Genomic DNA, 24,998 nt, shown 5'->3' on the forward strand with positions numbered 1-24,998 from the left:
TGGTGGACGCTACTGGGCTTGAACCAGTGACCCTCGCCTTGTAAGGGCGATGCTCTCCCAACTGAGCTAAGCGTCCAATCTTTGTACTTCAAAATTTTTTATTACTGGGTTTAACCAGTGACCCTTGCCATTCTTGTACTAAGAGCGGCGATGCTCTGTCTTTTTCTAACTGAGCTAAGCGTCCAAATTTTTTTCACTTTCAGCCTACGGCCTTAAGTGGAGCGCTATTATAGGTATGGGACTCTAACTGTCAACATCTAAATCAAAATTATTAATTAACTGAATAAAAAGTATCCAAATTTATGTTTTTATAAACAAAATTTTAAAGGGGATTTATTTGTGTCGTATAAGAAAGTTAGATTATTGGTGTTATTTGAGGATTGTTTAAAATTAATCAGGATTGTTGCTGATGGATATGTAATTTCCAGTTATAGACTGTTAAAATGCCGCCAATTTTTTTACAGGATATACTTTCTCCATGACAGTGGTAACTCGATTTGCTCCTAGCCCTACTGGCTATTTACATGTTGGCGGTGCACGTACTGCACTTTATTCTTGGTTATATGCAAAAAACCAAGGTGGTAAATTTGTACTTCGTATTGAAGATACTGACATCGAACGTTCAACTCAGGCGGCCATAGATGCCATTTTAGAAGGTATGCAATGGTTAGGTTTAGACTGGGATGAAGGGCCTGTATACCAAACTCAACGTTTTGATAGATACAATCAACTTATTGACCAATTGTTAGCTGAAGGCAAAGCCTATAAATGTTTTATGCCAGCAGCAGAGCTTGACGCTATTCGTGAACAACAAATGGCAAATGGCGAAAAACCTCGATATCCAGGTACTTGGCGAGACCGTACTGATCATCCTGAAGACCAGCCTTATGCAATCCGTTTCAAAACGCCTTTAACTGGTAGTGTGACGATTAAAGATCATGTACGTGGTGAGATCGAAATCGCTAATGAAGAATTAGATGATTTAATTATTCGCCGCACAGATGGCGCGCCTACTTATAATTTTTGTGTGGTAGTAGATGATTGGGACATGGGAATTAGCCATGTGGTACGTGGTGAAGATCATATTAACAATACCCCACGGCAAATTAATATTTTACAAGCCTTAGGTGCACCTATTCCTGAGTACGCTCACGTTTCAATGATTTTAGGGGATGATGGTAAAAAATTATCGAAACGGACCAATGCAGTTGGCGTGATGGAATTTAGAGATGATGGCTATTTACCCCAAGCTTTATTGAATTATTTGGTGCGTTTAGGTTGGTCACATGGTGATCAGGAAGTGTTTTCTACTGAAGAAATGATCGAATTATTTAGTTTAGACGCCATAGGTCAGTCTGCATCAGCTTTTAATACCGATAAACTCATTTGGTTAAATCAACACTATATAAAGACACTCCCAGCCTCTGAAGTCGCTGAACATGCTAAATGGCATTTTGACCAGCAGGGTATTGATACAACCCAAGGACCTGCGCTTGAAGGTGTGATAGCAGTGCAAGCCGATCGAGTCAAAACCTTAAAAGAACTAGCTGAAATTAGTGGTTATTTTTATCAAGAATATGAAGAGTTTGACGAAAAAGCGGCTAAAAAACATCTTAGACCGGTGGCAAAGGAAGCATTACTTTTAGTTCAATCTAAATTAGCAGCCTTAACTGAATGGACGCCTGAAACGATTCATGACGTAATTAATCAAACAGCCGAAGAGTTAGACGTAGGTATGGGGAAAGTGGGCATGCCATTGCGTGTTGCAGTGACAGGCGCAGGTAATTCACCTTCTTTAGATGTAACTTTAAACTTGTTAAAACCTGCTCAAGTTGAGCAACGTATAAACAAAGCGCTCAAATTTATAGCAAACAGAGAAAATTCTTAAAAAAATCGTTGACATGAAAAGGGGAGGTGCCTAGAATGCGCCCCGCTGTCACGGAACGACACCCAGTTATTCAAAAGAAGCTTTTGCTTTTAATTGATTAGGGGCCATAGCTCAGCTGGGAGAGCGCTTGCATGGCATGCAAGAGGTCGGCGGTTCGATCCCGCCTGGCTCCACCAATATCAAGGATTATTTACTACCACCTAGGCCAGTAAATATATAGATAGACAAAATTTTGGTTTTTGTGTTGCATCAAAAGTTAGGTTGCGCGATTCGCAGGCTCATCTTGCCATACAAAAATCTGCAAAGCTTGCTTTGCAAGAAGATTTTTGTCCCCATCGTCTAGAGGCCTAGGACACCGCCCTTTCACGGCGGTAACAGGGGTTCGAATCCCCTTGGGGACGCCATATTGATTAAGTCACAGGAAGTGGCTTAAGTGTCAAAACAAGGATTATTCATTACCGCCTAGGCCAATGAGTATAGTGTTTGATGAAAGGTTCTTTTTGTAGAGCATCAAAAGTTAGGTCGCGCGATTCGCAGGCTCATCTTGCCCTACAAAAACTTATCGAAACATGTATCGATAAACGAAGTTTTTGTCCCCATCGTCTAGAGGCCTAGGACACCGCCCTTTCACGGCGGTAACAGGGGTTCGAATCCCCTTGGGGACGCCATATATCAAAGCCGACTAAGCAATTAGTTGGCTTTTTTATTGCCTAAAATAAAATGATGACCCAAGGGGACGAGAACCCCTATGGTTCTGACAAATTCGTCTGGAACGAATTTGAACGTGCTTTAGCACGGCCGCTAAGCGGTGAGGGCAGGGATAGCCCGAGTACAAAGGTCTGGAACGAATTTGAACGTGCTTTAGCACGGCTGCTAAGCGGTGAGGGCAGGGATAGCCCGAGTACAAAGGTCTGGAACGAATTTGAACGTGCTTTAGCACGGCCGCGAAGCGGGAAAATACAAGGATGTATTTTATAATCCCCTTGGGGACGCCATATATCAAAGCCGACTAAGCAATTAGTCGGCTTTTTTGTTGCCTAGTGATTAATTCCTTAAATTTTGTATTAAAAATATGCTTTTTGGCCTATCTATGTTTTTCCTCCTGTTACAGTTTCGTATATAATCCTTCGACTTTTATACTTAGGGTGTAATCAACTAGCTTTTGGTGAGTTGCACTAGGATAAATTAATGAAATTTGAGTTAGATAATACCGACGGGAAAGCCCGTCGAGGTCGTTTAGTGTTTGAGCGTGGTGTGGTTGAAACTCCGGCATTTATGCCTGTAGGAACCTACGGTACGGTGAAAGGCATGACACCAGAAGAGCTAAAAGAAACAGGTGCACATATTTGTTTGGGCAATACTTTTCATTTAATGTTGCGCCCTGGCACTGAAATCATCAAACAACATGGTGATTTACATGACTTTATGCATTGGGATAAACCAATCTTAACGGATTCAGGTGGATTCCAAGTATTTAGTCTTGGCGAATTGCGTAAAATTACAGAAAAAGGTGTCACATTTCGCTCACCAATCAATGGTGAAAAAATACTTCTCACTCCAGAAAAATCTATGCAAGTTCAGCGTGATCTTGGATCCGACATTGTGATGATTTTTGATGAGTGTACGCCTTATCCCGCGACTGAAAGTGAAGCTAGAGTGTCGATGGAGTTGTCACTGCGTTGGGCAAAACGCAGCAAAGATGAACACGGTGATAGTCCCTCTGCATTATTTGGCATCATACAGGGTGGTATGTACGAAGAGTTGCGAGATGTGTCATTGCAAGGCCTTGAAAAAATTGGTTTCGATGGATATGCGATTGGTGGTTTGTCAGTGGGTGAACCTAAAGAAGAGATGATCAAAGTGTTAGATCATACAACTGAGCAAATACCTGCTAATAAGCCTAGATACCTGATGGGAGTAGGTAAACCTGAAGATATAGTTGAAGCGGTGCGCCGTGGTATTGATATGTTCGATTGTGTTATGCCAACCCGTAATGCAAGAAACGGACATTTGTTCGTTACTAGTGGTGTGGTAAAAATTCGCAATGCTGTGCACAAAACAGATACAGGACCATTAGACGATAAATGTGACTGTTACACTTGTAAAAACTATTCTCGGTCATATCTACATCATTTGGACAAGTGTAATGAGATCCTTGGCGCTCGTTTAAATACTATTCATAACTTGCGATATTACCAAAGAGTTATGCAAGGTTTGCGGGATGCCATAGCGTCTAATCAGTTGGATGAATTTGTGACAGAGTTCTACGAGCAGAAAGATATGCCCGTACCGGTTTTAAATAATTAAGCAGTACTTAAAAAAAATAACTAACAAAAGAGGTAATTATGAGTTTATTTATATCAGACGCACACGCACAAGCTGCACCAGGTGGAGCTGCCGGCGGTGGTTTTGAAATGTTAATCATGTTGGGCGTATTTGGTCTGATATTTTATTTCATGCTTTATCGTCCACAAGCCAAACGCGTTAAAGAGCATAAAAATTTAGTATCTTCATTGAGCAAAGGAGATGAAGTGTTAACTCAAGGTGGTATGGTTGGCAAAATAGCTAAAGTATCTGAAGAAAAGGATTTTGTTGAATTAAGCCTTAACGACAGTACCAATATAGTTGTGCAAAAGTCAGCAATTTCAGCGGTATTACCAAAAGGTACCATGAAGGCTATTTAAGCCCTTAATAATAAAGGCTTAATATTAAAGGGCCGTTTGGCCCTTTTTAACGCTTTTGATTTAATAGCGCCTTTTTAACTGCGCTTTTTAATAGGATAACGGGAAGGAATTACTTGTGTTAAACCAAACTCCGCTATGGAAGTACTTTTTGGTGATCTTAGTGGTCGGCATGTGTGCTTTGTATGCCTCTCCAAATTTATACGGTGAAGATCACGCTGTGCAGATCTCCGCTAGTAAAAACGCTGTTATTGACGAAACTACGTTAGATAAAGTCAACAAAGAATTGGCCGCGGCTAATATTTCTGCCAAACAAGTTGAATTTGATGACGGACAAATTTTAGTGCGCTTAACCGATTCTGACAGTCAGTTAATTGCCCGAGAAAAAATCGAAAAATCGCTAGGTGAAGACTACGTTGTTGCCATGAACCTTGCGCCGGATACACCAGAATGGCTAGAAGCCTTAGGTGGTGTACCTATGAAGTTAGGATTAGATTTACGTGGTGGTGTGCACTTCTTAATGGAAGTGGATATGAAATCAGCAATGGCAAAATCATATGAAGATATGGTGGGTGACTTCAGAACGGCATTGCGAGAGGAAAAGATCCGCTATCGCACAGTAAAACAAGTCTCGGATGGGGTTGATATTTATTTCCGTGACCAAGATACCCTCGATAAAGCAGACTTTTTCTTAAAAAATCGTAACCGTGATTTGGTGTTCACTGAAAAAAATGACCTAATTCTTTCAGTTACCATGTCAGAACAAAAACTCAAAGAAACCCGGGATTACGCGGTTAAACAAAACATTACTATTATCCGTAATCGGGTAAATCAATTGGGTGTGGCTGAACCAACAGTTCAGAAACAAGGTCCTGATCGAATAGTTGTGCAATTACCAGGTATTCAAGATACAGCTAAAGCGAAAGAAATACTTAATGCAACCGCAACACTAGAATATCGCGAAGTGGACATTGAGCATGATGTAAATGATGCAATCAATGGCCGTGTTCCTGCTGGCTCTGAATTGTTACCTTATGAAAAAACCGGTCGTCCACAACTACTTAAAAAACGTGTGATTGTAAAAGGAAGTGCCATTATTGATGCAAATAGTGGTGTCGATCAAAACGGCATGCCTAAAGTGTCTATTTCATTGGATTCTAAAGGTGGCGCTCAAATGCTTAATTTCACCAAAAGAGCCGTGGGTAAGCCAATGGCAGTGGTCTTTATTGAATATAAAACTACAGGTGAGAGAGATGCCGATGATAAGTTGGTTTTTGAAGAAAAAAGGCGCGTTATCAGTGTTGCGACTATTCAAGGCGTATTTAGTAATCAGTTTGAAACCACAGGTTTAGATTCCCCCAAAGAAGCTCATGATCTAGCACTCTTATTACGTGCAGGTGCGTTAATTGCGCCAGTCCAAATTATTGAAGAACGTACTGTTGGCCCAAGTTTAGGTCAAGAGAATATTGATTTAGGTATGCAAGCCATTATTTGGGGGTTTGTTGCGGTATTGATCTTTATGTTGGTGTACTACAAAAAGTTTGGGTTTGTTGCCAATGTCGCCCTTAGCTTAAATTTAGTCATGATAGTAGGTATTATGTCTATGATCCCTGGAGCGACCTTAAGTCTGCCAGGCATGGCAGGAATTGTGTTAACCGTAGGTATGGCGGTTGACGCTAACGTTCTAATATTTGAACGGATCCGCGAAGAAATTGCGGATGGTCGAAGTCCACAACAAGCTATTCATCATGGCTACGATAGTGCGTTCTCAACTATTTTAGATGCCAATATCACTACTTTCTTAGTAGGTTTAATCTTATTTGCCATAGGCACAGGACCGATTAAAGGTTTCTCTATTACATTAATGATCGGTATCTGCACTTCGATGTTTACAGCCATTATTGTTACTCGTGCAATAGTTAATGCATGGTGGGGCGGAAAACGTCTAACCAAGCTATCGATATAGGAGTCTGCACATGCAAATACTAAATATGAAAGAAGTAGTGGCATTCATGTCATTGAAAAAAACAGCAGCAGCCTTGTCAATATTATTAATATTAGGTTCTATCGCTTCGTTGGCGGTTAACCAACTAAATTGGGGCTTGGATTTTACTGGCGGTACTCAAATTGAAGTGGGTTATCAACAAGCTGCTGATTTAGAAGTTATTCGTAAGCAACTTGAAGCCTCAGACTTTAAAGATGCCGTGGTACAAAATTTTGGAAGTAGCCAAGACGTTTTAATTCGTTTAGCTTCTCGCGAAGGCGTTAAACCTTCAGAGTTGGGTGATGCTGCGCTAAAGGTACTACGTGAAGCTGATGCAACAGCAGAAATGCGTGGAAGTTCGTATGTGAGTTCCAGTGTAGGTGAAGAATTAACTGAGCAAGGTGGGCTAGCAATGTTAGTCGCTTTGTTATGTATTTTAATCTACGTGGCTTTGCGGTTTGAGTGGCGTTTTGCTTTAGGTTCAGTGGCTGCACTGACTCATGATGTGATTATCACTTTAGGGTTGTTTTCTGTGTTCCAACTGGAGTTTGATTTAACTGTATTAGCTGCGGTGCTTGCTGTTATTGGTTATTCACTTAACGATACTATTGTTGTTTGTGATCGTATTCGCGAGAACTTTAGAAAAATCCGTAAAGGTGAACCAGAAGAAATTATTAATACTTCTTTAACACAAACCTTAAATCGTACCATAGTGACGTCTTTAACCACTATTTTAGTATTGTTAGCCTTGTTCTTTTTAGGCGGTGCTACCATACACGGCTTTGCTACAGCCTTGTTATTCGGCGTGGTAATTGGAACTTACTCTTCAATATATGTGGCGAGTTTAGTGGCCTTAACTTTAGGTATCAGTAAAGAAGACCTAATGCCAACTGAAATTGAAAAAGAAGGGGCGGACCAAGACGCAGTGGTTTAACCGCTTCCGTTTGAGCTCAGTTTAAATAATATCAGCAGCACCTATTAAGGTGCTGTTTTTGTTTCTATGAAAGCTAGTTGCAAAAACTTACATTCGCCTTGCGCAATCATTTGAAATATCGGGTATATTTCTTATTCCAGCATTATTAGGAATAAGAAAATACATGGGATTATTCAATCCACGAAGAATTAGCTACTTAGTATTTGTAATCAGCTTTACAATATTCAGTGGATGCCAATCTCAAAAATTCCAGCTTGTATCTGATCAACCCCTTGCTAAGTCTTCTATCGTTAAAAGCCCAAATGATAAACGAGAATATGCTTCTATCACCTTGCCTAATCAACTTGAACTGGTGTTGGTGTCCGATCCAACCATCGAAAAATCAGCTGCTGCTATTAGTGTGGGGGCTGGCTCTTACCAAGAGCCCAAAGGGTTTGGTGGACTTGCTCACTATTTAGAACATATGTTGTTTATGGGCACAAAAACATTCCCAGAAGTTAACGGGTATGGAGATTTTGTTAGCCGTAACGGTGGTACACAAAATGCCTATACAGATTTAGAACACACCAACTACCTAGTAGCAGTCAATAACAATGCTTTTGATGAAGCCTTAGCTCGTTTTAGCGGTTTCTTTTATGAAGCAAGCTTAGATGAAAATTATGCAGATAAAGAGCGTAATGCGGTGCACTCAGAATGGACCATGAAAAGCCCAAATGATTGGGTGATATTACAACAGTTAAATGGATTAACTCTTAATCCAGCCCATCCAGTTTCACAATTTAACTGGGGAAACTTGGAGTCTCTTACTGACAAAAAAGATAAAACCTTACATGCGGCGTTAGAAGAGTTTTACCAAAAGTACTATTCAGCCAATTTAATGAAAGGTGCACTGGTAAGTCATTTATCAATTGCCGAAATGAAATTATTAGCCTATAAACACTTTGCACATATCCCCAACAAAAATATCCCTAGGCCTACACAAGTAAAACCAGCTGCGAAACCAGAGCATTTAAATAAAATAGTGCACTATTTACCACAAACCGACATGAAACAGATCCAACTTAAATTTGTGATTGATAATAATGTAGATCAGTTTGCAGTGAAGCCTAATGGTTACGTTAATTATTTATTGGCCAATGAGATGCCAGGAACATTGGCTTCTGAATTGAGAAATGCAGGATTGAGTGAAGCGGTTTACGCTGACTATGACGCTGATTTATATGGCAACACTGGCGATTTAACCCTGTATATTGATTTAACAGAAGAGGGTCTTAACAACCGAGATAAGGTGATGGCTGCTGCATTGAAATACTTAGCTTTACTCAGAGAAGAAGGCGTTAACCAAAAATATTTTAAGGAAATTCAGCAATCACTACAAAATGAATTTAGGTTTCAAGAACAGATCAGTGACTTTGACTATGCCATGCAGATAGCAGCAGATTTGCAAACTGGGACGGCTGAATATGTGTTAAGTCGGCCTTATGAATATCAACGCTTTAACCCTCAAGTGATTCAACAAGTATTAGACCAACTAACCTTAGAAAACGCTCGTGTTTTCTATATTGATAAAGAGCAAAAAACCAATAAAAGTATGCAATTCTTTTTGGGACAATATGCTGTCACCGAAATCTCAGTCAAACACAAACAAAAATGGGTCGAGCTGTCCAAAGAGTTCAATCTTCAATTGCCTAGAGAAAATGGTTTAATGCCAAGTAAGTTCGACTTAGTTCCAGCAGTGTATACAGCTAAACCTACCCAAATAATTCAACAACCTGGCTATTCTTCTCATTTGGCCCATTCTGCTTTATTTCAAAAGCCTAAAGGTAGGATCAAAATCGAGTTGAATACTGAGGTAGCTAAAAAATCGGCTAAAAATCATGTGTTAGCCAGTATTTTAAGCAGCATATTGAACCAACAAATAACAGAGTTGCAATCGGAAGCAATGACAGCGGGTATGAACCTGCAAATTAATACAGATAAAGGCTTATCTATTGGGATCAGCGGGTTTAGTCATCAACAAACAGAGTTATTAGACCGAACTTTAGACTTAATTAAACACTTAACTATTGGCCAGAGTGAATTATTAAATTCAATTGCTAGTTTTGAATCTGAATTACACAGTCGTAAAAAGAATATTTTACTCAACCAACTATTTCCAAAATTTCGCCAAGTATTAAATCTAGATAATTACAGCGATAAGGCTTTATTAGCTGAGGTTACAGCTATCACTGTTGATGAATTGATAGATTACAAAGATCAAATTTTAAAACGAGCTTACTTACAGGTCTTTAGTTTTGGAAATTATACTGAAGAGCAAGCCAAAATTTTTGGTGATTTGGTGCTTAAGGTATTACCCGAGGACAGACAGTTTTCTGAAATCTACTTGTCGCCAGAGCTAAATGTCGCAGCAGGAGATATTTTCAGTTGGCAAGAAGATGTAAGCATGGACGATATTGCTATGGTCGACACTTATATGAAAGCGCTGAATATTAAAGATTTAGCGGCTGCTCAATTATTAAACGAAATTATCAATCCTGCTTTATTTAATCAAATTAGAACTGAAGAACAACTAGCTTATTCAGTTGGCTTTTTTAGTCAGCGGATCAAAGAACAATTACTACTGGGATATTATATTCAATCTCCGGCTAAAGGCTTAGCTGAAGTGCAAGAGCGCATTAAGTCATTTCGTCAATCGTTTTTAGATAAGCTTAAAATCCTGCCTAAATTGGGGTTTGAAGACTATAAAACCAGTTTACTCAATACTTTAAAACAGCCGGCTAAAAATTTAGCTGAAGAGCAGGGGCAATATTTAGCTGATTGGCGACTACAAAATTGGTTGTTTGATAGCAAAGAACAACTTATTCAACAAGTTGAATTGGTCAGCATTGAGCAAGTGATTGATTTATATCAGCAGATTGAAAAGAATCAAAGGTTTGGTCGTTTACTGGTGCAGTTGAGAGGAAATAAATTTATAGATGAACCTTTTATTCAGCCTGACGGGGTGACTATTATTCAGGATATCGAAAGCTTCCATGCAGCTCAAAATAATAAAAAGAGCAATTAATTAAACAAGTGGATAGAGAGATTTATACCATTCAATCTACCCAATGTAATTTAGCTTATTATATGAGCTTGTGTTTTGAGGTGAATGCAAACGTAATTAGAGCCCGCAACCTACTTTTTAGTAAACTTATGGTTGGCATGGGGCGTTGCCAATAAGTTATAAACAAGTCAGCTCAATTCCCGATTTCAGTTTGCAAAATATAATTCACTGGACGAGGTCCTGATGGGTAACTTTTAGCTGAAGATTTATCACTTACTATTTAACCTGAAATCAGGTTATTTAAGCCTGTATACAAGGTGGGTCACCTACTTATATCTGAGTTTAGAGTGATGTCTTAACTAGTGCGATTTCATTAAGATTTAACAAAGCGCAATCTTTTAGGTGTTACTTAACCTAATTACTTAATTTGCACATTATTGCGGCCTTTCTCCTTTGCCCTGTATAGAGCTGAATCGGCAGCTATTAAAATATCTGCGAGTGATTCATAATCCTCAGAGCTTGCAATTCCTGCACTGTAAGTAACATTAAACTCTTTATTGCCATGTTTGAACATAAGAGATGATAAAATTTCTCTAATGTGATCTAACTTTTGTTTAATTACCTCAAGTTCAGAATCGGGAAAAACTAATAAAAACTCTTCACCACCATAACGGCCAATATAATCAGTTTGCCTAACATGTTGCAACAATAGTTGTCCTAGACCCATTAAGACTTTATCACCCGCCGCGTGCCCATGAGTATCGTTAACGGCTTTAAAATAATCGAGGTCTATCATAGCGAAAATAGTTGGTGTTCGGCGTCTAATACCTAATTGTAAGGCACTTGACGCTGCATCCATAATCTGACCATGGTTTAACAAGCCAGTTAAGCTATCACGACTATTTAAGTAACGTAATTCATGTCCCCGTTTTAGACGGCTTGAGACTTGTTTAACTAAAACGTCAGGTGAAATATTCTTAGGTAATACGTCGTCACAACCCACTTCGAGCACTTCAAGCTTAGTTTCAATGGTATTTTCAGAGGTTAAAAATACGATGGGAATCGAATCATATTTTTCCATTAGACGAATTATTTTAGCCAGTTCTATTCCATTAACCTCAGGCATAAATAAATCAAACAAAAATATATCAGGATCATATTCTTTTAAACTTTCTAAGATTTTTGTGGGGTCAAGCAATACCTTTACGTCCATGTCATATGCTTGTAACGTGGACTGAAAATAACTGGCTACAGATTCTTGGTCATCGACTAAAAATACTTTAAACGGACGGACAAGATCCAATAGTAATGCACTGCGTATTTTAGCCACCAGATTGGTAATTTGGTAAGGTTTCACTATAAAATCTGATACGTTTGCATGAATAGCGCCCAAACGTACGTCAAAGTTATCTTGGCCAGAAAGAATGACGGCTCTCGTGTTCTGTTTCTCGAGATCTTTAGCAAAACTAAAAATTTCGTCCACAGTACAATCAGGCATGACTAAATCTAGTAATACTATGTGCATTTTAGTTTCAGCATGCAGTTGCTTGGCTTGGGTTAAATTTTTTGCATAACTTGTGTTAAAACCAAACTCAGATAATAATTTTTTTAACAATTCGCCACTGGAGCGCTCGTAATCTACTACCAAAACTTGAATATCGCTTGGTTTTAAAATTTTGCTGCTAGGCTCTAAGTTTTGTCGTAGTGATACTTTTGAAGGTTGTTGATTAGTACTTAATAGTTTCTCTTGGGCTACCACTAACCTATCAAATGCTTGTTTTAATTGAAAAACTAATTCGGATTCTGGAGATTGAGAAAAATCATGGATCGCTTTAAGTTTACTTTCACAATCACTAAATGCAGCACTGATTTCTTTAAATCCTAAGGTTCCACTTGAGCCTTTCAAACTGTGCAATTCAAATATACATTTTTTACAATTTGCTTCTGTCCAATCTTCTAAAGTATTTTCCCAAAGGGATAATACTTCAGCCATTTTATCAGGCAAGGTAGAAGTGAAAAGTTCTCGTAATTCTTTTAATTTAGCTTCGAAGTTTTGATTAGACATTACTCACCAGTTTCGTAATAACTATTTTATACCAATTACTTAGTAATTAGAGTGTAACTAGAACACAAAAGGCTAGGTAGAAGCAATAGTTAGATTTGATTGGAATAGGTAAATAAATTTTCTACAAAATAGTAGTAGTGACAATAATAAAGACGAGGGTTAACCTCGTCTTTTTGTTGTTTGGATATGCAGTACCTATAGCTAGGTTGGTGTTAACCTTTATTTGAGGTGTTTAACTAAGTTTTGAACTACTTTGGGGCTGCCAGCAACAATTTCACCTTTATGCATAGGATCGTTGCCACCGGCAAAGTCGGTAACTAAGCCCCCAGACTCTCTTACTAATAGCTCACCTGCTGCAATATCCCAAGGCTTAATACCACGCTCCCAATATCCGTCATAACGGCCAGCAGCCACATAGGCTAAATCTAAAGCGGCAGAACCTGAACGTCTAATGTCACCAGACTGCATAAAGATTTTATTAAACCCTTGTTGGTATTGGGCTAGGCTTTCTTTGTTCTTAAATGGAAAAGCCGTTGCCAATATGGTTTGACTCAACTCTTTGGCTTTACTTGCGCGGATCCTAAATCCGTTTAATTGTGCGCCAGCACCTTTGCTCGCGGTAAATAATTCGCCGCGAATAGGATCAAACACAACCGCTTGATCTAAACGGCCTTTGTGTAATAGGGCAATGGATACACAGAAGTGAGGGATGCCTTTAATAAAATTGGTGGTGCCGTCTAATGGATCTATCACCCATTTAAAATCTTTATCAGACCCTTCAACTATACCGCCTTCTTCTCCAACAAAATTATGCTCTGGAAAAGACTGTTTTATTTTATGAATAATAGCTTGTTCAGCTTCTTTGTCGATTCGAGTAACAAAGTCATTGTCTCCCTTCGCTTCAGTTAATAAATCCGTTTGATTTTCAAAACCTTTAGCAATGATATTGCCCGCGACACGCGCGGCACGAACCGCTATATTCAGCATAGGATGCATAGTTAAACCACCAATTTTAAAAGAACATTAAATATAGCCCAACTAATCCAGATAGTATTAAATGAAAGTTGAGCAAAAAATCGCCGCGCAGTTTACCAAAATAGCCCAATTAAGCAATCAGAATATAAATAAAATCAATTATTAGTGAGCAAGGGGCAGTTAAGGTTTACTCATAAAAAATGCACAAAGCTCAACAGGCCCTAGCCAATTTACAGTAAAATTGTGCTATCATCCGCGCCCAGAAAACTACGGGCTAAGGGCAAACGCTTGTTATGTTAGAAAATATTCGTGTTGTGTTAGTCAATACCTCGCATACGGGGAATATTGGTTCAGCTGCAAGAGCAATGAAAACCATGGGTTTGAGTCAACTAGTGTTAGTTGATCCAATTTCGCCTCCAGATGGCAAATCAAGCGCATTGGCTGCCGGTGCCGGTGATGTGTTAGCCAATGCTAAAACAGTTGGTACCTTGGCTGAAGCGGTTGCTGATTGTGGGTTGGTGATAGGTACCAGCGCTCGTTCACGTACTTTGTCATGGCCTATGTTAGAGCCTAGAGAATGTGGTGAAAAGCTTATTGCAGAGGTGCCAGACTATCCTGTAGCGCTAGTTTTTGGTCGAGAAAACAATGGTTTGAGTAATGAAGAGTTACAACAGTGCCATTTCCATGTATGTATTCCTGCCAATCCAGATTACAGCTCTTTGAATTTAGCTGCAGCTGTACAAACTTTATGTTATGAAGTTCGTATGGCTTATTTGTATGCGACTCGTCATCCTAACTCAGATGTAGAAACTGACAACGAGTACCCATTATCGGCTGATCTAGAAGGCTTTTATACTCATCTAGAATCTACCCTTACTCAAACTGATTTTATTGTTGCCAATCATCCGGGCATGGTGATGACTAAATTACGTCGTTTGTTTAATCGTGCTAGGCCTGAATCTCAAGAGTTGAATATCCTCAGAGGTATTTTGTCTTCAGTAGATAAACTGACAAAACAAAAAGATTAATTATGTTCGAGCGATTTAAAGAAGATATAAAGAGTGTATTTCATCGGGATCCTGCTGCTCGAAATACATTTGAAATTTTAACCAATTATCCTGGGTTACATGCCATTTGGTTTCATCGTTTAAGCCACAAGTTATGGGGGAACAACTGGTTTTGGCTGGCTCGCACAGTCTCTACTTTTTCTCGTTGGTTGACAGGTATCGAAATTCACCCGGGTGCAAAATTAGGTCGTAGGTTTTTTATTGATCATGGCATGGGGGTGGTAATCGGTGAAACTGCCGAAATTGGTGACGATGTGACCTTATACCATGGCGTGACGCTTGGTGGTACTAGCTGGAGTGCTGGAAAACGACACCCTACTTTGGAAGACAATGTAGTGGTGGGTGCTGGAGCAAAAGTATTGGGGCCTATTACTATGCACAAAGGTGTAAAGGTTGGCTCTAATTCGGTGGTGGTAAGAGATGTACCTGAAGGGGCAACGGTTATCGGCATTCCTGGTCGAGTAGTCGTACAGCAAAAGAAACCCAAGTCTCCCAGTAATGGTCATAGAGAAAAAATCGCTGAAAAATATGGCTTTGATGCCTATGCCGTAGTGACAGACAATCCTGATCCCATTGCTCATGCCATAGGTGTAATGGTTGATCATGTGCATTTGATGGACACTAAAATGGAAGAAATGTGCAAAGAAATCAACAGAATGGGTGGCAAAGTATGTGACCAAGCTTTGCCCAATCTGGAGTTAAACGATTTTTCTGATCAAGAAATGGTAAAAGATATCGAAAAAGCTAGAGATGCCTTCGACCCACAAATATAAGTAGAAATATAAATAAAAATATATTTTATCATTTAGATATAAGTACTTGACTAAAATACTTGGTTATATACTTGACTAAATTAGTCAAGTAAGTAAAATTTACCTTAAGTTTTGTCTTGAGCGTACATTATGAAATTAACCTCAAAAGGTCGTTATGCGGTAACAGCTATGCTGGATGTGTCATTACATTCTCAGCGTGGGCCTGTGTCTTTAGCTGATATTTCAGAGCGTCAGGAAATTTCGTTGTCTTATCTTGAACAATTGTTCTCTAGATTACGTAAAGAAAGTCTAGTGGATAGTGTACGTGGCCCCGGTGGTGGATATAAATTAGGCCGAAATGCAGGTGAAATATCGATCGGTGAAGTTATCCGAGCGGTAAATGAATCTGTAGATGCTACCAAATGCCAAGGACTAGCAGGTTGCCAAGGCGGTAAACGCTGCTTAACCCATAATTTATGGGAAGGTTTGAGCGATAGAATTAGTGTGTTTTTAGATGGAATTACTTTAGGTGAGCTAATGCAGCAACACGAAGTAAAAGAAATCGCAGACAGACAAGACAAAAGCAAACATCTTAATCAAATAGCGGCAAATGATATTACTATCAGCTTGCAGCTATAAGCGGAGTAAAAAATGAGCGAACTTAAGCTTCCAATTTATTTGGATTATTCTTCAACCACACCTGTAGACCCAAGAGTGGCGGCCAAAATGGCTGAATGTTTAACCACTGAAGGTGTGTTTGGTAATCCTGCATCTCGTTCTCATAAATTTGGATGGGTAGCGGAAGAAGCGGTGGATATCGCCCGTAATCAAATTGCTGACTTGGTCAATGCCGATCCAAGAGAAATTGTATTTACCTCTGGTGCTACTGAATCTAATAACTTAGCGATAAAAGGTGCGGCTAATTTCTATGGTAAAAAAGGTAAACACCTTATTACTATCAAAACTGAACATAAAGCGGTTTTAGATACCTGTCGTCAATTAGAGCGTGAAGGTTTTGAAGTGACTTATTTAGATCCTGAACCAAATGGTTTAGTTGATTTAGACAAGTTAACTGCAGCTATTCGTCCAGACACAATTTTAATCAGTGTGATGCATGTTAATAACGAGATTGGTGTGATCCAAGATATAGCCGCTATTGGCGAGTTATGTCGCGAACGTAAAATTTTGTTCCATGTGGACGCCGCGCAAAGTACCGGTAAAGTTGAGATTGATTTACAAACCTTAAAAGTGGATTTGATGTCTTTTTCTGCTCATAAATCTTATGGCCCTAAAGGCATAGGTGCTTTGTATGTTAGACGTAAGCCAAGAATTCGCTTAGAAGCGCAAATGCATGGCGGTGGACACGAACGTGGAATGCGTTCTGGCACTATGGCGACCCACCAAATTGTAGGTATGGGCGAAGCTTTCCGTATTGCTAAAGAAGAAATGGCTGCTGAAAACGAAAAAATTCGTAGTTTACGAGATCGTTTATTAAACGGCATTAAAGACATTGAAGCCGCTTATATCAATGGTGATATGGAGCATAGAATTGCCGGTAATCTGAATATCAGTTTTGCCTATGTTGAAGGTGAGTCGTTAATAATGGCCCTTAAAGATATGGCTGTATCTTCAGGCTCAGCTTGTACATCGGCTAGTTTAGAACCTTCTTATGTTTTACGTGCATTAGGTTTAAATGACGAATTAGCTCATAGCTCAATTCGTTTTACTATCGGTCGTTTTACCACCGAAGCTGAAATTGATTATGTAATCAGTGTGATCCGTAACGCGATTGAGAAGTTACGTGAAATGTCTCCATTATGGGACATGTATAAAGAAGGTATTGACCTGAGCACGGTTGAGTGGGCTCATCACTAAGGCTTTTTTTATTGTTTAGTGAAGAGAATACAGAATATTGAATTTTAAAGTGTGGTTTAAAATCTGATTTTATTAATAACTGCACTTAATTAAAAAGGTAAAGACAATGGCTTATAGCGAAAAAGTAATCGACCATTATGAAAACCCTCGTAACGTTGGCGGTTTTGATAAAAATGATCCTAGTATTGCAACCGGTATGGTAGGCGCGCCAGCATGTGGTGACGTTATGAAATTACAACTTAAAATTGATGATAATGGCATCATCGAAGATGCTAAATTCAAAACTTATGGTTGTGGTTCTGCAATAGCCTCTAGCTCTTTAGTGACTGAGTGGGTTAAAGGCAAATCTATTGATGAAGCTAGCGCAATCAGCAATATGGACATTGCCGAAGAGTTAGCATTACCACCGGTAAAAATTCACTGTTCTATTTTGGCAGAAGATGCCATTAAAGCGGCAGTAGATGACTATAAAAGTCGTCAGAAGTAATTAGTAAAATTTAGTTTAGTAGTAGGAGTAACCAGTGGGAATATCAGTATCTGACAGCGCAGCGCAAAGAGCACGTACCTTTTTAGAAAATCGAGGGGCTGGCATAGGTTTGCGCTTGGGTGTTAAAACCACTGGTTGTTCTGGACTCGCCTATGTACTTGAATTTGTTGACGAAATGAATGAAGACGATCAAGTATTCGAAGATAAAGGCATTAAAGTCATTATTGATGGTAAAAGTTTAGTGTATCTAGATGGCACACATCTAGATTTCACTAAAGAAGGATTAAACGAAGGTTTTCAATTCACCAACCCTAACGCCAATGGCGAATGTGGTTGTGGTGAAAGTTTTAATGTTTAAGCCTGTTGTTTAACTACCAATGAATCACTTTGAATTATTTAACCTGAAGGTGTCTTTCGATATTGATCTAACTCAGGTTTCTAGTACTTATCAAACTCTACAACGTCTCACTCATCCCGATAAGTTTGCCAGTGGCAGCCAACAAGAAAAATTACTGGCGATCCAAAAAAATGCTTTAGTTAATGATGCATATAACATGCTGAAGTCTCCGTTACTAAGAGCTGAATATATATTGCAATTGCGCGGTGTTGATTTACAACACGAACAACAAACCATAAAAGACACCAGTTTTTTGATGCAGCAAATGGAATGGCGTGAGCAATTATCAGAAGTGGAAGAGCAAGCTGAACCTCTTGATGAATTAGAATTGTTAGATGATGAAATTCGTAAAGAGATAACAAGTGAGCTGGTTGAACTTAAAAGCTTATTAGATCAACAAACCGAACAAGCTAATCAACAAGCAGCTGACTTGATCCGCAAGTTAAAATTTTTATATAAAATGTGTGCTGAAATTGAGCTAAAAGAAGAAGCTCTCAGCGATTTTTAACCACATAAATAAAGAACTAATTAAAACATGGCATTATTGCAAATAGCAGAACCGGGCCAAAGCGCCGTACCTCATCAGCGTAAACTAGCCGTTGGTATTGATTTAGGCACCACTAACTCTTTAGTGGCGACAGTACGAAGTGGAGCGACGACCACTTTACCAGATGATATTGGACAACATATCTTACCGTCAGTGGTGCATTATACGTCCCAAGGTGCAGTTGTTGGCGAAGAAGCTAAAAAACAGGCTAGCCAAGATCCTGCCAATACTATTAGCTCGGTTAAACGTTTCTTAGGGCGTTCCACTACCGACATCAAAGCCAAATATCCAAATTTACCTTATCAATTTACTGAATCTGACTCACCTGTGATGCAAGTAGTGTCTGGTGAAGTGAATCCAGTACAAGTTTCAGCTGAAATTTTAAAAGTGTTAAAACTACGTGCAGAAAGTACTTTGGGTGATGAACTAAAAGGCGCTGTAGTGACTGTGCCTGCCTACTTTGATGATAGTCAAAGGCAAGGTACTAAAGATGCTGCTACGTTAGCTGGTTTAAATGTATTGAGATTATTAAATGAACCGACAGCGGCGGCCATCGCTTATGGTTTAGATTCAGGTCAAGAGGGCATAATTGCTGTTTATGACTTAGGTGGTGGTACCTTTGACATTTCAATTTTACGTTTATCCAAAGGGGTATTCGAAGTCTTGTCTACCGGCGGGGATTCAGCCTTAGGTGGCGATGACTTTGATGCCGTGCTGGTAGATTACATTCGTCAGCAAACTCAGTTAACCGGTGATTTGTCGAAAAACTTGCATCGTACTTTGTTAGATCTGGCTAAAGAAGCCAAAGAAACCTTAAGTCACGAATCAGTGGCTAATCTAAGCTTTGAAGATGACAATAAACAAAGCCACAAAGTATTAATCACGATCAACCATTTTGAAAAACTCATAGCGCCATTAGTTAAGAATACTTTGCGAGCGTGTCGTCGTGCCTTAAAAGATGCGGAATTATCTAAACAAGATATTCTAGAAGTAGTCATGGTAGGTGGTTCAACCCGTGTACCTTATGTGTGCCAACAAGTCGGTGAGTTTTTCGAAACTTCGCCGCTCACCTCTATCGACCCTGATAAAGTTGTGGCCATAGGCGCAGCAATTCAAGCGGATATTCTGGCTGGTAATAAGCCCGATAGCGACATGTTGTTATTGGACGTTTTACCGCTTTCGTTAGGTATAGAAACCATGGGGGGGTTGAGCGAAAAAGTCATTCCGCGCAATACCACTATCCCTATTGCTAAAGCGCAAGAGTTTACCACCTTTAAAGATGGTCAAACGGCTATGATGGTGCATGTGGTTCAAGGTGAAAGAGAGCTGGTACAAGACTGTCGTTCATTAGCCAAGTTCACCTTAAGAGGGATTCCGCCCATGGCCGCAGGTGCTGCCCATATTCGTGTGACTTTTCAAGTGGATGCAGACGGTTTACTCAATGTCAGCGCCATGGAAAAATCCACTGGGGTACAAGCGCAAATCCAAGTTAAGCCGTCTTATGGTTTAGAAGATCATCAAATTGCTGACATGCTTAAAGCTTCCATGCAAAATGCAGAACAAGATATGCAAGCCCGTATGTTAAAAGAACAACAAGTTGAAGCCGCTAGAGTACATGAAACCCTGCAGGCTGCGTTAAACGCCGATGCTGCTGCCTTGTTATCAGCTGATGAAAAACAAGCCATTGAAACGGGCTTAACAGAACTACAAGAGTTAGCTAAAGGTTCTGACAAAGAAGCCATTAAAGCGGGCATTGAAAAAGTGGATAAACTCAGCCAAGTCTTCGCCGAACGCAGGATGGATCAGTCCATTCGAAAGGCATTTTCTGGCCAATCTGTCGAACAGATATAGTTGTCTATATTTAGCCGACTAACTTTAAATCAAACAAAATTTACAGAATATTAGGAACAAGTTATGCCACAAATCATCTTTTTACCCCATGAAGAATTGTGTCCAGATGGCGCGGTATTAGAAGGCGAAAAAGGTACTTCGGTATTAGATGTAGCGTTAAAAAATGGCATCGGTATTGAACATGCTTGTGAAAAAGTATGTGCCTGTACTACTTGCCACGTGATTATTCGTGAAGGCATGGACTCTTTAGAAGAAGGTGATGAGTTAGAAGAGGATATGTTAGACAAAGCCTGGGGTTTAGAACCTGACTCACGCCTTGGTTGCCAAGCCATAGTGCAAGACGAAGATTTAGTTGTGGAAATTCCAAAATACACAGTGAATATGGTCAGCGAAGGGCATTAGTACCTTCCGCTTGATGATTTAAAAAAAAGGGTAATAACCGCAAGGTTATTACCCTTTTTTTGTACTTGCTAGCAATAGCTGATTTTTATTAATCTTCTTCTACTAGTGTCATCAAAGAAGTGTTTCCACCTGATGCTGTGGTGTCTATGCTAATGGTTTTTTCTGTAACTAAACGTTGAATTAAGTTATCAAAATATTCAGAGCTTATCACCGGTAATATTGCGCCTGGACGTTTGGCTAATTCATCACTCATATAATGTTTACGTTCACAAAGACTATCCACTACCACGCCGTCTAGGGCAGGGTGCTGCAACATGCTGGATAAGTGACGTAAACGAGCGACTTGAAAAACATGTTTATCTTCGCCAGTGGCAATAAACTTATCTCTAAAGGCTAATGCCTCATCATAAAAAACGTCAGATACTACAGCAATAACAGTATTACCCGTGGCTAATGCTGTCACTATTGAAATGACCCAAAAATCAAAACTGACCTTACCATCAGCAAAACAGATAATATTGCCACGATTTTCTAAATAAAGAGTATTAGATTCTCCCGTAGGCCCAGGTAAAAATGTCGGTTTCTTTAAGCGTTTTTCAATACTGATCAGTTGCGCACGAGCTGCGGTTAGGGTTTTATTTAAATCATCGGCTAGATCGTCAACTATGCCCACATGGGCTATCTTAGCCAACAATTGACGAACACATGATATACGAGTATTGAGCTCAGTTAAGCGCCAATTTCTTTCTGCTGTATTAGCATTATCCATAAAAATTGAGGCTTCTTTTTCAGATTGCTGATCACCACTTAGTGCTTCAACCTGTGAGGCAGATAAGTTAAATAAGTCTTCATCTGGGGTAGCTTTTTCTTTAACTAAACGAGTTAAATAATTGGGGCCGCCAGCTTTAGGGCCAGTTCCTGATAAACCTCTGCCGCCAAAAGGCTGTACGCCAACAATAGCGCCAATCATGTTGCGGTTGATATAGACATTACCGGCCCGTGATAATTTAGCCAGCTCCATTGCCCTGTGTTCGATTCGAGTATGTATGCCCATAGTTAAACCAAAGCCAGTACTATTAATAGTATCAATCACTTGCTCTATTTGATTACCTTTAAATCGCACTACGTGAACACAGGGGCCAAATACTTCTTGCTTTAATACCTTGATATCTTGAATTTCATACAGCCTTGGGGCAAAAAAGAAATGCCCTTCGTCTGTTACCTCAGAAGCTATCGCGCATTGATACAATAATTGCCCGTGAGTTTGCATATATTCGCTATGTGCATTAAGCGAATCTAAGGCTTTTTGATCTATGACAGGACCTACATCTGTGCTTAGGTAGGCTGGGTCACCTACATGTAATTCAGCTAATGCACCTTTGAGCATAGTGGTCACATTGTCGGCAATATCTTCTTGTAAAAACAATACTCTAAGTGCAGAGCAGCGTTGTCCCGCAGATTGAAAACCTGAAGATATAACGTCGTCTACTACCTGTTCAGGCAAGGCTGTAGAGTCAACTATCATACAATTTTGGCCACCTGTTTCGGCTATGAGTGGGACTTGATCTCCCCCTCTATCAGCCAATATTTGTGAGATCTTGGTGCCTGTGGCGGTCGATCCCGTAAACATAACCGTTTGAATACGAGGATCAGGAACAATCACTTCACCCACTTGGCTACCTTCTGCAATTACAGCCTGCACCACACCTTCTGGTAGACCCACTGATTTCATTAGTTCAATGGCACGTATGGCTATTAAACTAGTTTGTTCAGCTGGTTTGGCTAATACTGTATTTCCCGTGACAATCGCTGCGGCTACTTGGCCTAAAAATATGGCTAGTGGGAAATTCCAAGGGCTGATACATAACACCACGCCACGGGCTTCTAAGCGTGGATCTTCTTCTAACTTAATTGCGTGTTGTGCGTAATAACGGCAAAAATCGACGGCTTCTCGTACTTCATCAATGCCATCTTGGGCGATTTTGCCGGCTTCTTTAATACATAATGCAATGAGTTCGTCTGTATGACGTTCTAGAATATCGGCAACCCTACACAATAAAGCCGCTCGCTCAGCCACAGGGGTTTGAGACCAAGAGTCAAAGCTTGCTTCGGCCGTATCAATCATAGCTAACATAGCATTTTTATCGTGATACTGTGTAAAACCAATGATTTCATTATGGTTGGCTGGATTTTTAACTGCAATGGCACCAGTGGGTAACTCTGTAATACTGAATTGATGCTCGGTAAACCAGCTGTCTAAAGCCATTTTTAACGGTGTGATTTCATTTATGTCAGTTAAATCTAATCCTTTGGAGTTGTCCCTACTGTCAACATTTCCAGCAAGAGTGACAGTTTCTTTGCGGTATAAATCCAGTGGTTTAATGATTTGATAATTATATTTGTCTTTAAGGCGTTGGGTTTTCTCAACGGGATCTTCTAGCAGATATTCAACTGGTTGAGATTCATCTACTATGGCATTCACAAAAGATGAGTTAGCGCCATTTTCTAATAATCTACGGACCAAATAAGCGAGTAGATCTTCATGATGTCCTACAGGTGCGTAGATGCGGCATTGGATTTTTTCGGCGGTGACTATTTGATCGTATAACGAGTCTCCCATACCGTGCAAACATTGGAACTCAAAACCTTCTTTATCATCACCAGCCAACTCAACTATTGTGGCAGCTGTGTAGGCATTATGGGTGGCAAATTGTGGATAGATAGTATCACGATAAGCTAACAGCTTATTTGCACATGCGTGATAAGACACATCTGTAGATGACTTGCGGGTAAACACCGGAAAATGCTGATGACCATCTTTTTGAGCATTCTTTATTTCAGTATCCCAATAAGCACCTTTAACTAAACGCACCATCATTTTTCGATTGACGTTTAGGGTAAGTTGGCGCAACCACTCCACCACAAAAATGGCGCGCTTTTGATAGGCCTGCATGGCGATACCAAACCCTTGCCAATCTGCAAGTTCAGGATCGCTAAATACAGCTTCAATAATATCCAAAGAAATGTCTAGTCGTTCAGATTCTTCGGCGTCAACCGTTAACCCAATATTAAAACTTTTTGCTTGTAGGCAGAGGGCTTTTAATTTGGGCACTATTTCGTTCATGACTCGAGCTTTATGCGAAAATTCGTACCTTGGGTGAATTGCCGAAAGTTTGACTGAAATGCCAGGTACTCTGCGCGGGTCATTTTTACCAGATGCTTGAGCGACTGCGCCAATGGCCTTGATAGCATCTTGATAAGATTTTAAATATCGATCTGCGTCATCCATAGTACGGGCACCTTCACCCAGCATATCGTATGAATATACATAGCCTTTTTGTTCTTTGGTGGCGGCACGTTCGGTGGCGGCTTTGATAGTTTCGCCCATTACAAATTGATTACCCATGATTTTCATGGCGTAATTCATTGATTTACGTATAACAGGTTCACCTAATCGACCTATAGTTTTTTTCAATAAACCAAATTTATCTTGTTGGCGTTTATCCGCGTAGTTGACCATGGCTCCGGTGATTAACAAACCCCATGAAGATGCATTCACAAACAGTGAATCGCTACTACCTAAGTGGCTGCTCCATTGACCTTGGGAGATTTTGTCGCGAATCAAGGTGTCTTGAGTATGTTGATCAGGTACACGTAATAATGCTTCGGCTAAACACATTAACACCACACCCTCTTCACTTGAGAGTGAGTATTCGTTTAGTAAAGAATCTATTGCGCCATTACCTTCTTGATCTTGACGAATTTTCAAGACCATTTTTCGCGATCTTTCCCAAGCACGACTGCGGGCGCTTACATTGACTTCAGCTAAAGGCAGGATGTGATCTACCGCTATATTCTCGTCGATACGGTAAAAATCACGGATCTTCTGTCGAATAGGGCAATGAGTGATGAGTGAACCATTAAATAACATATATTTCTCTTAGGTCAAATTCGCAACTTAATACTATGCTGATTTAGCTATACAGGTCGTCGCTATACTATAGATTTCTGCGGATTGTAGTCAAAACCAAACAAAATATGTTGTTCAAA

General features: G+C 39.8%; 18 protein-coding genes and 4 tRNA genes. 18 read left to right on the forward strand and 4 right to left on the reverse strand.

All coding sequences use genetic code 11. The annotated features are described in order from the left end of the window. Positions 1 to 76: transfer RNA gene (locus tag L0668_RS16180), tRNA-Val, on the reverse strand. A gap of 402 nt (positions 77 to 478) precedes the next feature. On the opposite strand from L0668_RS16180, the gene gltX reads away from it, so the two are divergent. From gltX to L0668_RS16225, 9 genes are all read left to right on the forward strand, one after another. Then, a complete protein-coding gene (gene gltX / locus L0668_RS16185; protein WP_235313765.1) occupies positions 479 to 1,888 on the forward strand; it encodes a glutamate--tRNA ligase in 1,410 nt (469 codons plus the stop codon). Positions 1,889 to 1,988: 100 nt separating this feature from the next. Next, positions 1,989 to 2,064: transfer RNA gene (locus L0668_RS16190), tRNA-Ala, on the forward strand. A 152-nt stretch (positions 2,065 to 2,216) separates the two neighbouring features. After that, a tRNA-Glu gene (locus L0668_RS16195) sits at positions 2,217 to 2,292 on the forward strand. Positions 2,293 to 2,480: 188 nt separating this feature from the next. Continuing rightward, positions 2,481 to 2,556: transfer RNA gene (locus tag L0668_RS16200), tRNA-Glu, on the forward strand. Positions 2,557 to 3,076: 520 nt separating this feature from the next. Beyond that, a complete protein-coding gene (gene tgt, locus L0668_RS16205; protein ID WP_235313766.1) occupies positions 3,077 to 4,195 on the forward strand; it encodes a tRNA guanosine(34) transglycosylase Tgt in 1,119 nt (372 codons plus the stop codon). A 38-nt stretch (positions 4,196 to 4,233) separates the two neighbouring features. Beyond that, the gene (gene yajC / locus L0668_RS16210) at positions 4,234 to 4,572 is read left to right on the forward strand and encodes a preprotein translocase subunit YajC (RefSeq protein ID WP_235313767.1); all 339 of its coding nucleotides are present in this window, start codon (positions 4,234 to 4,236) and stop codon (positions 4,570 to 4,572) included. A gap of 115 nt (positions 4,573 to 4,687) precedes the next feature. Then, the gene (gene secD, locus L0668_RS16215) at positions 4,688 to 6,535 is read left to right on the forward strand and encodes a protein translocase subunit SecD (protein ID WP_235313768.1); all 1,848 of its coding nucleotides are present in this window, start codon (positions 4,688 to 4,690) and stop codon (positions 6,533 to 6,535) included. Between the two features lie 10 nt (positions 6,536 to 6,545). Beyond that, positions 6,546 to 7,487 carry a protein translocase subunit SecF gene (secF, locus tag L0668_RS16220; RefSeq protein WP_235313769.1) on the forward strand — a complete coding sequence of 314 codons (942 nt, stop codon included), beginning with the start codon at positions 6,546 to 6,548 and terminating at the stop codon, positions 7,485 to 7,487. A gap of 163 nt (positions 7,488 to 7,650) precedes the next feature. Next, positions 7,651 to 10,551 (forward strand): insulinase family protein, encoded by a 2,901-nt coding sequence (locus L0668_RS16225; RefSeq protein ID WP_235313770.1) that lies wholly within the window; start codon positions 7,651 to 7,653, stop codon positions 10,549 to 10,551. 397 nt (positions 10,552 to 10,948) lie between these two features. Here the strand turns inward: L0668_RS16225 and L0668_RS16230 are convergent, their stop codons facing one another. Then, positions 10,949 to 12,595, reverse strand: coding sequence for a diguanylate cyclase (locus L0668_RS16230; RefSeq protein WP_235313771.1), 1,647 nt, complete (start codon positions 12,593 to 12,595; stop codon positions 10,949 to 10,951). 219 nt (positions 12,596 to 12,814) lie between these two features. Then, on the reverse strand, positions 12,815 to 13,591 hold the full coding sequence (gene suhB, locus L0668_RS16235; protein ID WP_235313772.1) for an inositol-1-monophosphatase: 777 nt from the start codon (positions 13,589 to 13,591) through the stop codon (positions 12,815 to 12,817). A gap of 272 nt (positions 13,592 to 13,863) precedes the next feature. On the opposite strand from suhB, the gene trmJ reads away from it, so the two are divergent. The 9 genes from trmJ to fdx all read left to right on the forward strand — a co-directional run bounded on the left by trmJ (position 13,864) and on the right by fdx (position 20,948). Continuing rightward, positions 13,864 to 14,598: a tRNA (cytosine(32)/uridine(32)-2'-O)-methyltransferase TrmJ gene (gene trmJ, locus L0668_RS16240; RefSeq protein ID WP_235313773.1), complete on the forward strand. Its 735-nt coding sequence runs from the start codon at positions 13,864 to 13,866 to the stop codon at positions 14,596 to 14,598. 2 nt (positions 14,599 to 14,600) lie between these two features. Beyond that, positions 14,601 to 15,410 carry a serine O-acetyltransferase gene (cysE, locus tag L0668_RS16245; RefSeq protein WP_235313774.1) on the forward strand — a complete coding sequence of 270 codons (810 nt, stop codon included), beginning with the start codon at positions 14,601 to 14,603 and terminating at the stop codon, positions 15,408 to 15,410. Between the two features lie 129 nt (positions 15,411 to 15,539). After that, positions 15,540 to 16,028, forward strand: a complete 489-nt coding sequence (iscR, locus tag L0668_RS16250) for a Fe-S cluster assembly transcriptional regulator IscR (protein WP_235313775.1) — start codon at positions 15,540 to 15,542, stop codon at positions 16,026 to 16,028. 12 nt (positions 16,029 to 16,040) lie between these two features. Next, on the forward strand, positions 16,041 to 17,264 hold the full coding sequence (locus tag L0668_RS16255) for an IscS subfamily cysteine desulfurase (RefSeq protein ID WP_235313776.1): 1,224 nt from the start codon (positions 16,041 to 16,043) through the stop codon (positions 17,262 to 17,264). A gap of 106 nt (positions 17,265 to 17,370) precedes the next feature. After that, positions 17,371 to 17,751, forward strand: a complete 381-nt coding sequence (gene iscU / locus L0668_RS16260) for a Fe-S cluster assembly scaffold IscU (RefSeq protein WP_235313777.1) — start codon at positions 17,371 to 17,373, stop codon at positions 17,749 to 17,751. 34 nt (positions 17,752 to 17,785) lie between these two features. Further along, positions 17,786 to 18,109 (forward strand): iron-sulfur cluster assembly protein IscA, encoded by a 324-nt coding sequence (iscA, locus tag L0668_RS16265; protein WP_235313778.1) that lies wholly within the window; start codon positions 17,786 to 17,788, stop codon positions 18,107 to 18,109. 19 nt (positions 18,110 to 18,128) lie between these two features. Beyond that, complete coding sequence (gene hscB, locus L0668_RS16270) at positions 18,129 to 18,656, forward strand: co-chaperone HscB (protein ID WP_235313779.1); 528 nt, start codon at positions 18,129 to 18,131, stop codon at positions 18,654 to 18,656. Between the two features lie 27 nt (positions 18,657 to 18,683). Next, positions 18,684 to 20,546, forward strand: a complete 1,863-nt coding sequence (gene hscA, locus L0668_RS16275) for a Fe-S protein assembly chaperone HscA (RefSeq protein WP_235313780.1) — start codon at positions 18,684 to 18,686, stop codon at positions 20,544 to 20,546. A gap of 63 nt (positions 20,547 to 20,609) precedes the next feature. Beyond that, positions 20,610 to 20,948, forward strand: coding sequence for an ISC system 2Fe-2S type ferredoxin (gene fdx / locus L0668_RS16280; protein ID WP_235313781.1), 339 nt, complete (start codon positions 20,610 to 20,612; stop codon positions 20,946 to 20,948). 88 nt (positions 20,949 to 21,036) lie between these two features. On the opposite strand, the gene putA is transcribed toward fdx, so the two are convergent. Next, positions 21,037 to 24,879: a bifunctional proline dehydrogenase/L-glutamate gamma-semialdehyde dehydrogenase PutA gene (gene putA / locus L0668_RS16285; protein WP_235313782.1), complete on the reverse strand. Its 3,843-nt coding sequence runs from the start codon at positions 24,877 to 24,879 to the stop codon at positions 21,037 to 21,039. Positions 24,880 to 24,998 lie beyond the last annotated feature (119 nt).

This window comes from Paraglaciecola algarum, from assembly GCF_021532655.1.
GTDB classification, from domain to species: Bacteria; Pseudomonadota; Gammaproteobacteria; order Enterobacterales; family Alteromonadaceae; genus Paraglaciecola; species Paraglaciecola algarum.

What these genes read in the sequence shown, in the direction of transcription:
- iscU (WP_235313777.1), top strand. Translation starts at nt 17,371, where the DNA reads ATGGCTTATAGCGAAAAAGTAATCGACCATTATGAAAACCCTCGTAAC.
- L0668_RS16255 (WP_235313776.1), top strand. Translation starts at nt 16,041, where the DNA reads ATGAGCGAACTTAAGCTTCCAATTTATTTGGATTATTCTTCAACCACA.
- cysE (WP_235313774.1), top strand. Translation starts at nt 14,601, where the DNA reads ATGTTCGAGCGATTTAAAGAAGATATAAAGAGTGTATTTCATCGGGAT.
- fdx (WP_235313781.1), top strand. Translation starts at nt 20,610, where the DNA reads ATGCCACAAATCATCTTTTTACCCCATGAAGAATTGTGTCCAGATGGC.
- tgt (WP_235313766.1), top strand. Translation starts at nt 3,077, where the DNA reads ATGAAATTTGAGTTAGATAATACCGACGGGAAAGCCCGTCGAGGTCGT.
- L0668_RS16225 (WP_235313770.1), top strand. Translation starts at nt 7,651, where the DNA reads ATGGGATTATTCAATCCACGAAGAATTAGCTACTTAGTATTTGTAATC.
- hscA (WP_235313780.1), top strand. Translation starts at nt 18,684, where the DNA reads ATGGCATTATTGCAAATAGCAGAACCGGGCCAAAGCGCCGTACCTCAT.
- hscB (WP_235313779.1), top strand. Translation starts at nt 18,129, where the DNA reads ATGAATCACTTTGAATTATTTAACCTGAAGGTGTCTTTCGATATTGAT.
- L0668_RS16230 (WP_235313771.1), bottom strand. Translation starts at nt 12,595, where the DNA reads ATGTCTAATCAAAACTTCGAAGCTAAATTAAAAGAATTACGAGAACTT.
- trmJ (WP_235313773.1), top strand. Translation starts at nt 13,864, where the DNA reads ATGTTAGAAAATATTCGTGTTGTGTTAGTCAATACCTCGCATACGGGG.
- gltX (WP_235313765.1), top strand. Translation starts at nt 479, where the DNA reads ATGACAGTGGTAACTCGATTTGCTCCTAGCCCTACTGGCTATTTACAT.
- iscR (WP_235313775.1), top strand. Translation starts at nt 15,540, where the DNA reads ATGAAATTAACCTCAAAAGGTCGTTATGCGGTAACAGCTATGCTGGAT.
- yajC (WP_235313767.1), top strand. Translation starts at nt 4,234, where the DNA reads ATGAGTTTATTTATATCAGACGCACACGCACAAGCTGCACCAGGTGGA.
- putA (WP_235313782.1), bottom strand. Translation starts at nt 24,879, where the DNA reads ATGTTATTTAATGGTTCACTCATCACTCATTGCCCTATTCGACAGAAG.
- suhB (WP_235313772.1), bottom strand. Translation starts at nt 13,591, where the DNA reads ATGCATCCTATGCTGAATATAGCGGTTCGTGCCGCGCGTGTCGCGGGC.
- secF (WP_235313769.1), top strand. Translation starts at nt 6,546, where the DNA reads ATGCAAATACTAAATATGAAAGAAGTAGTGGCATTCATGTCATTGAAA.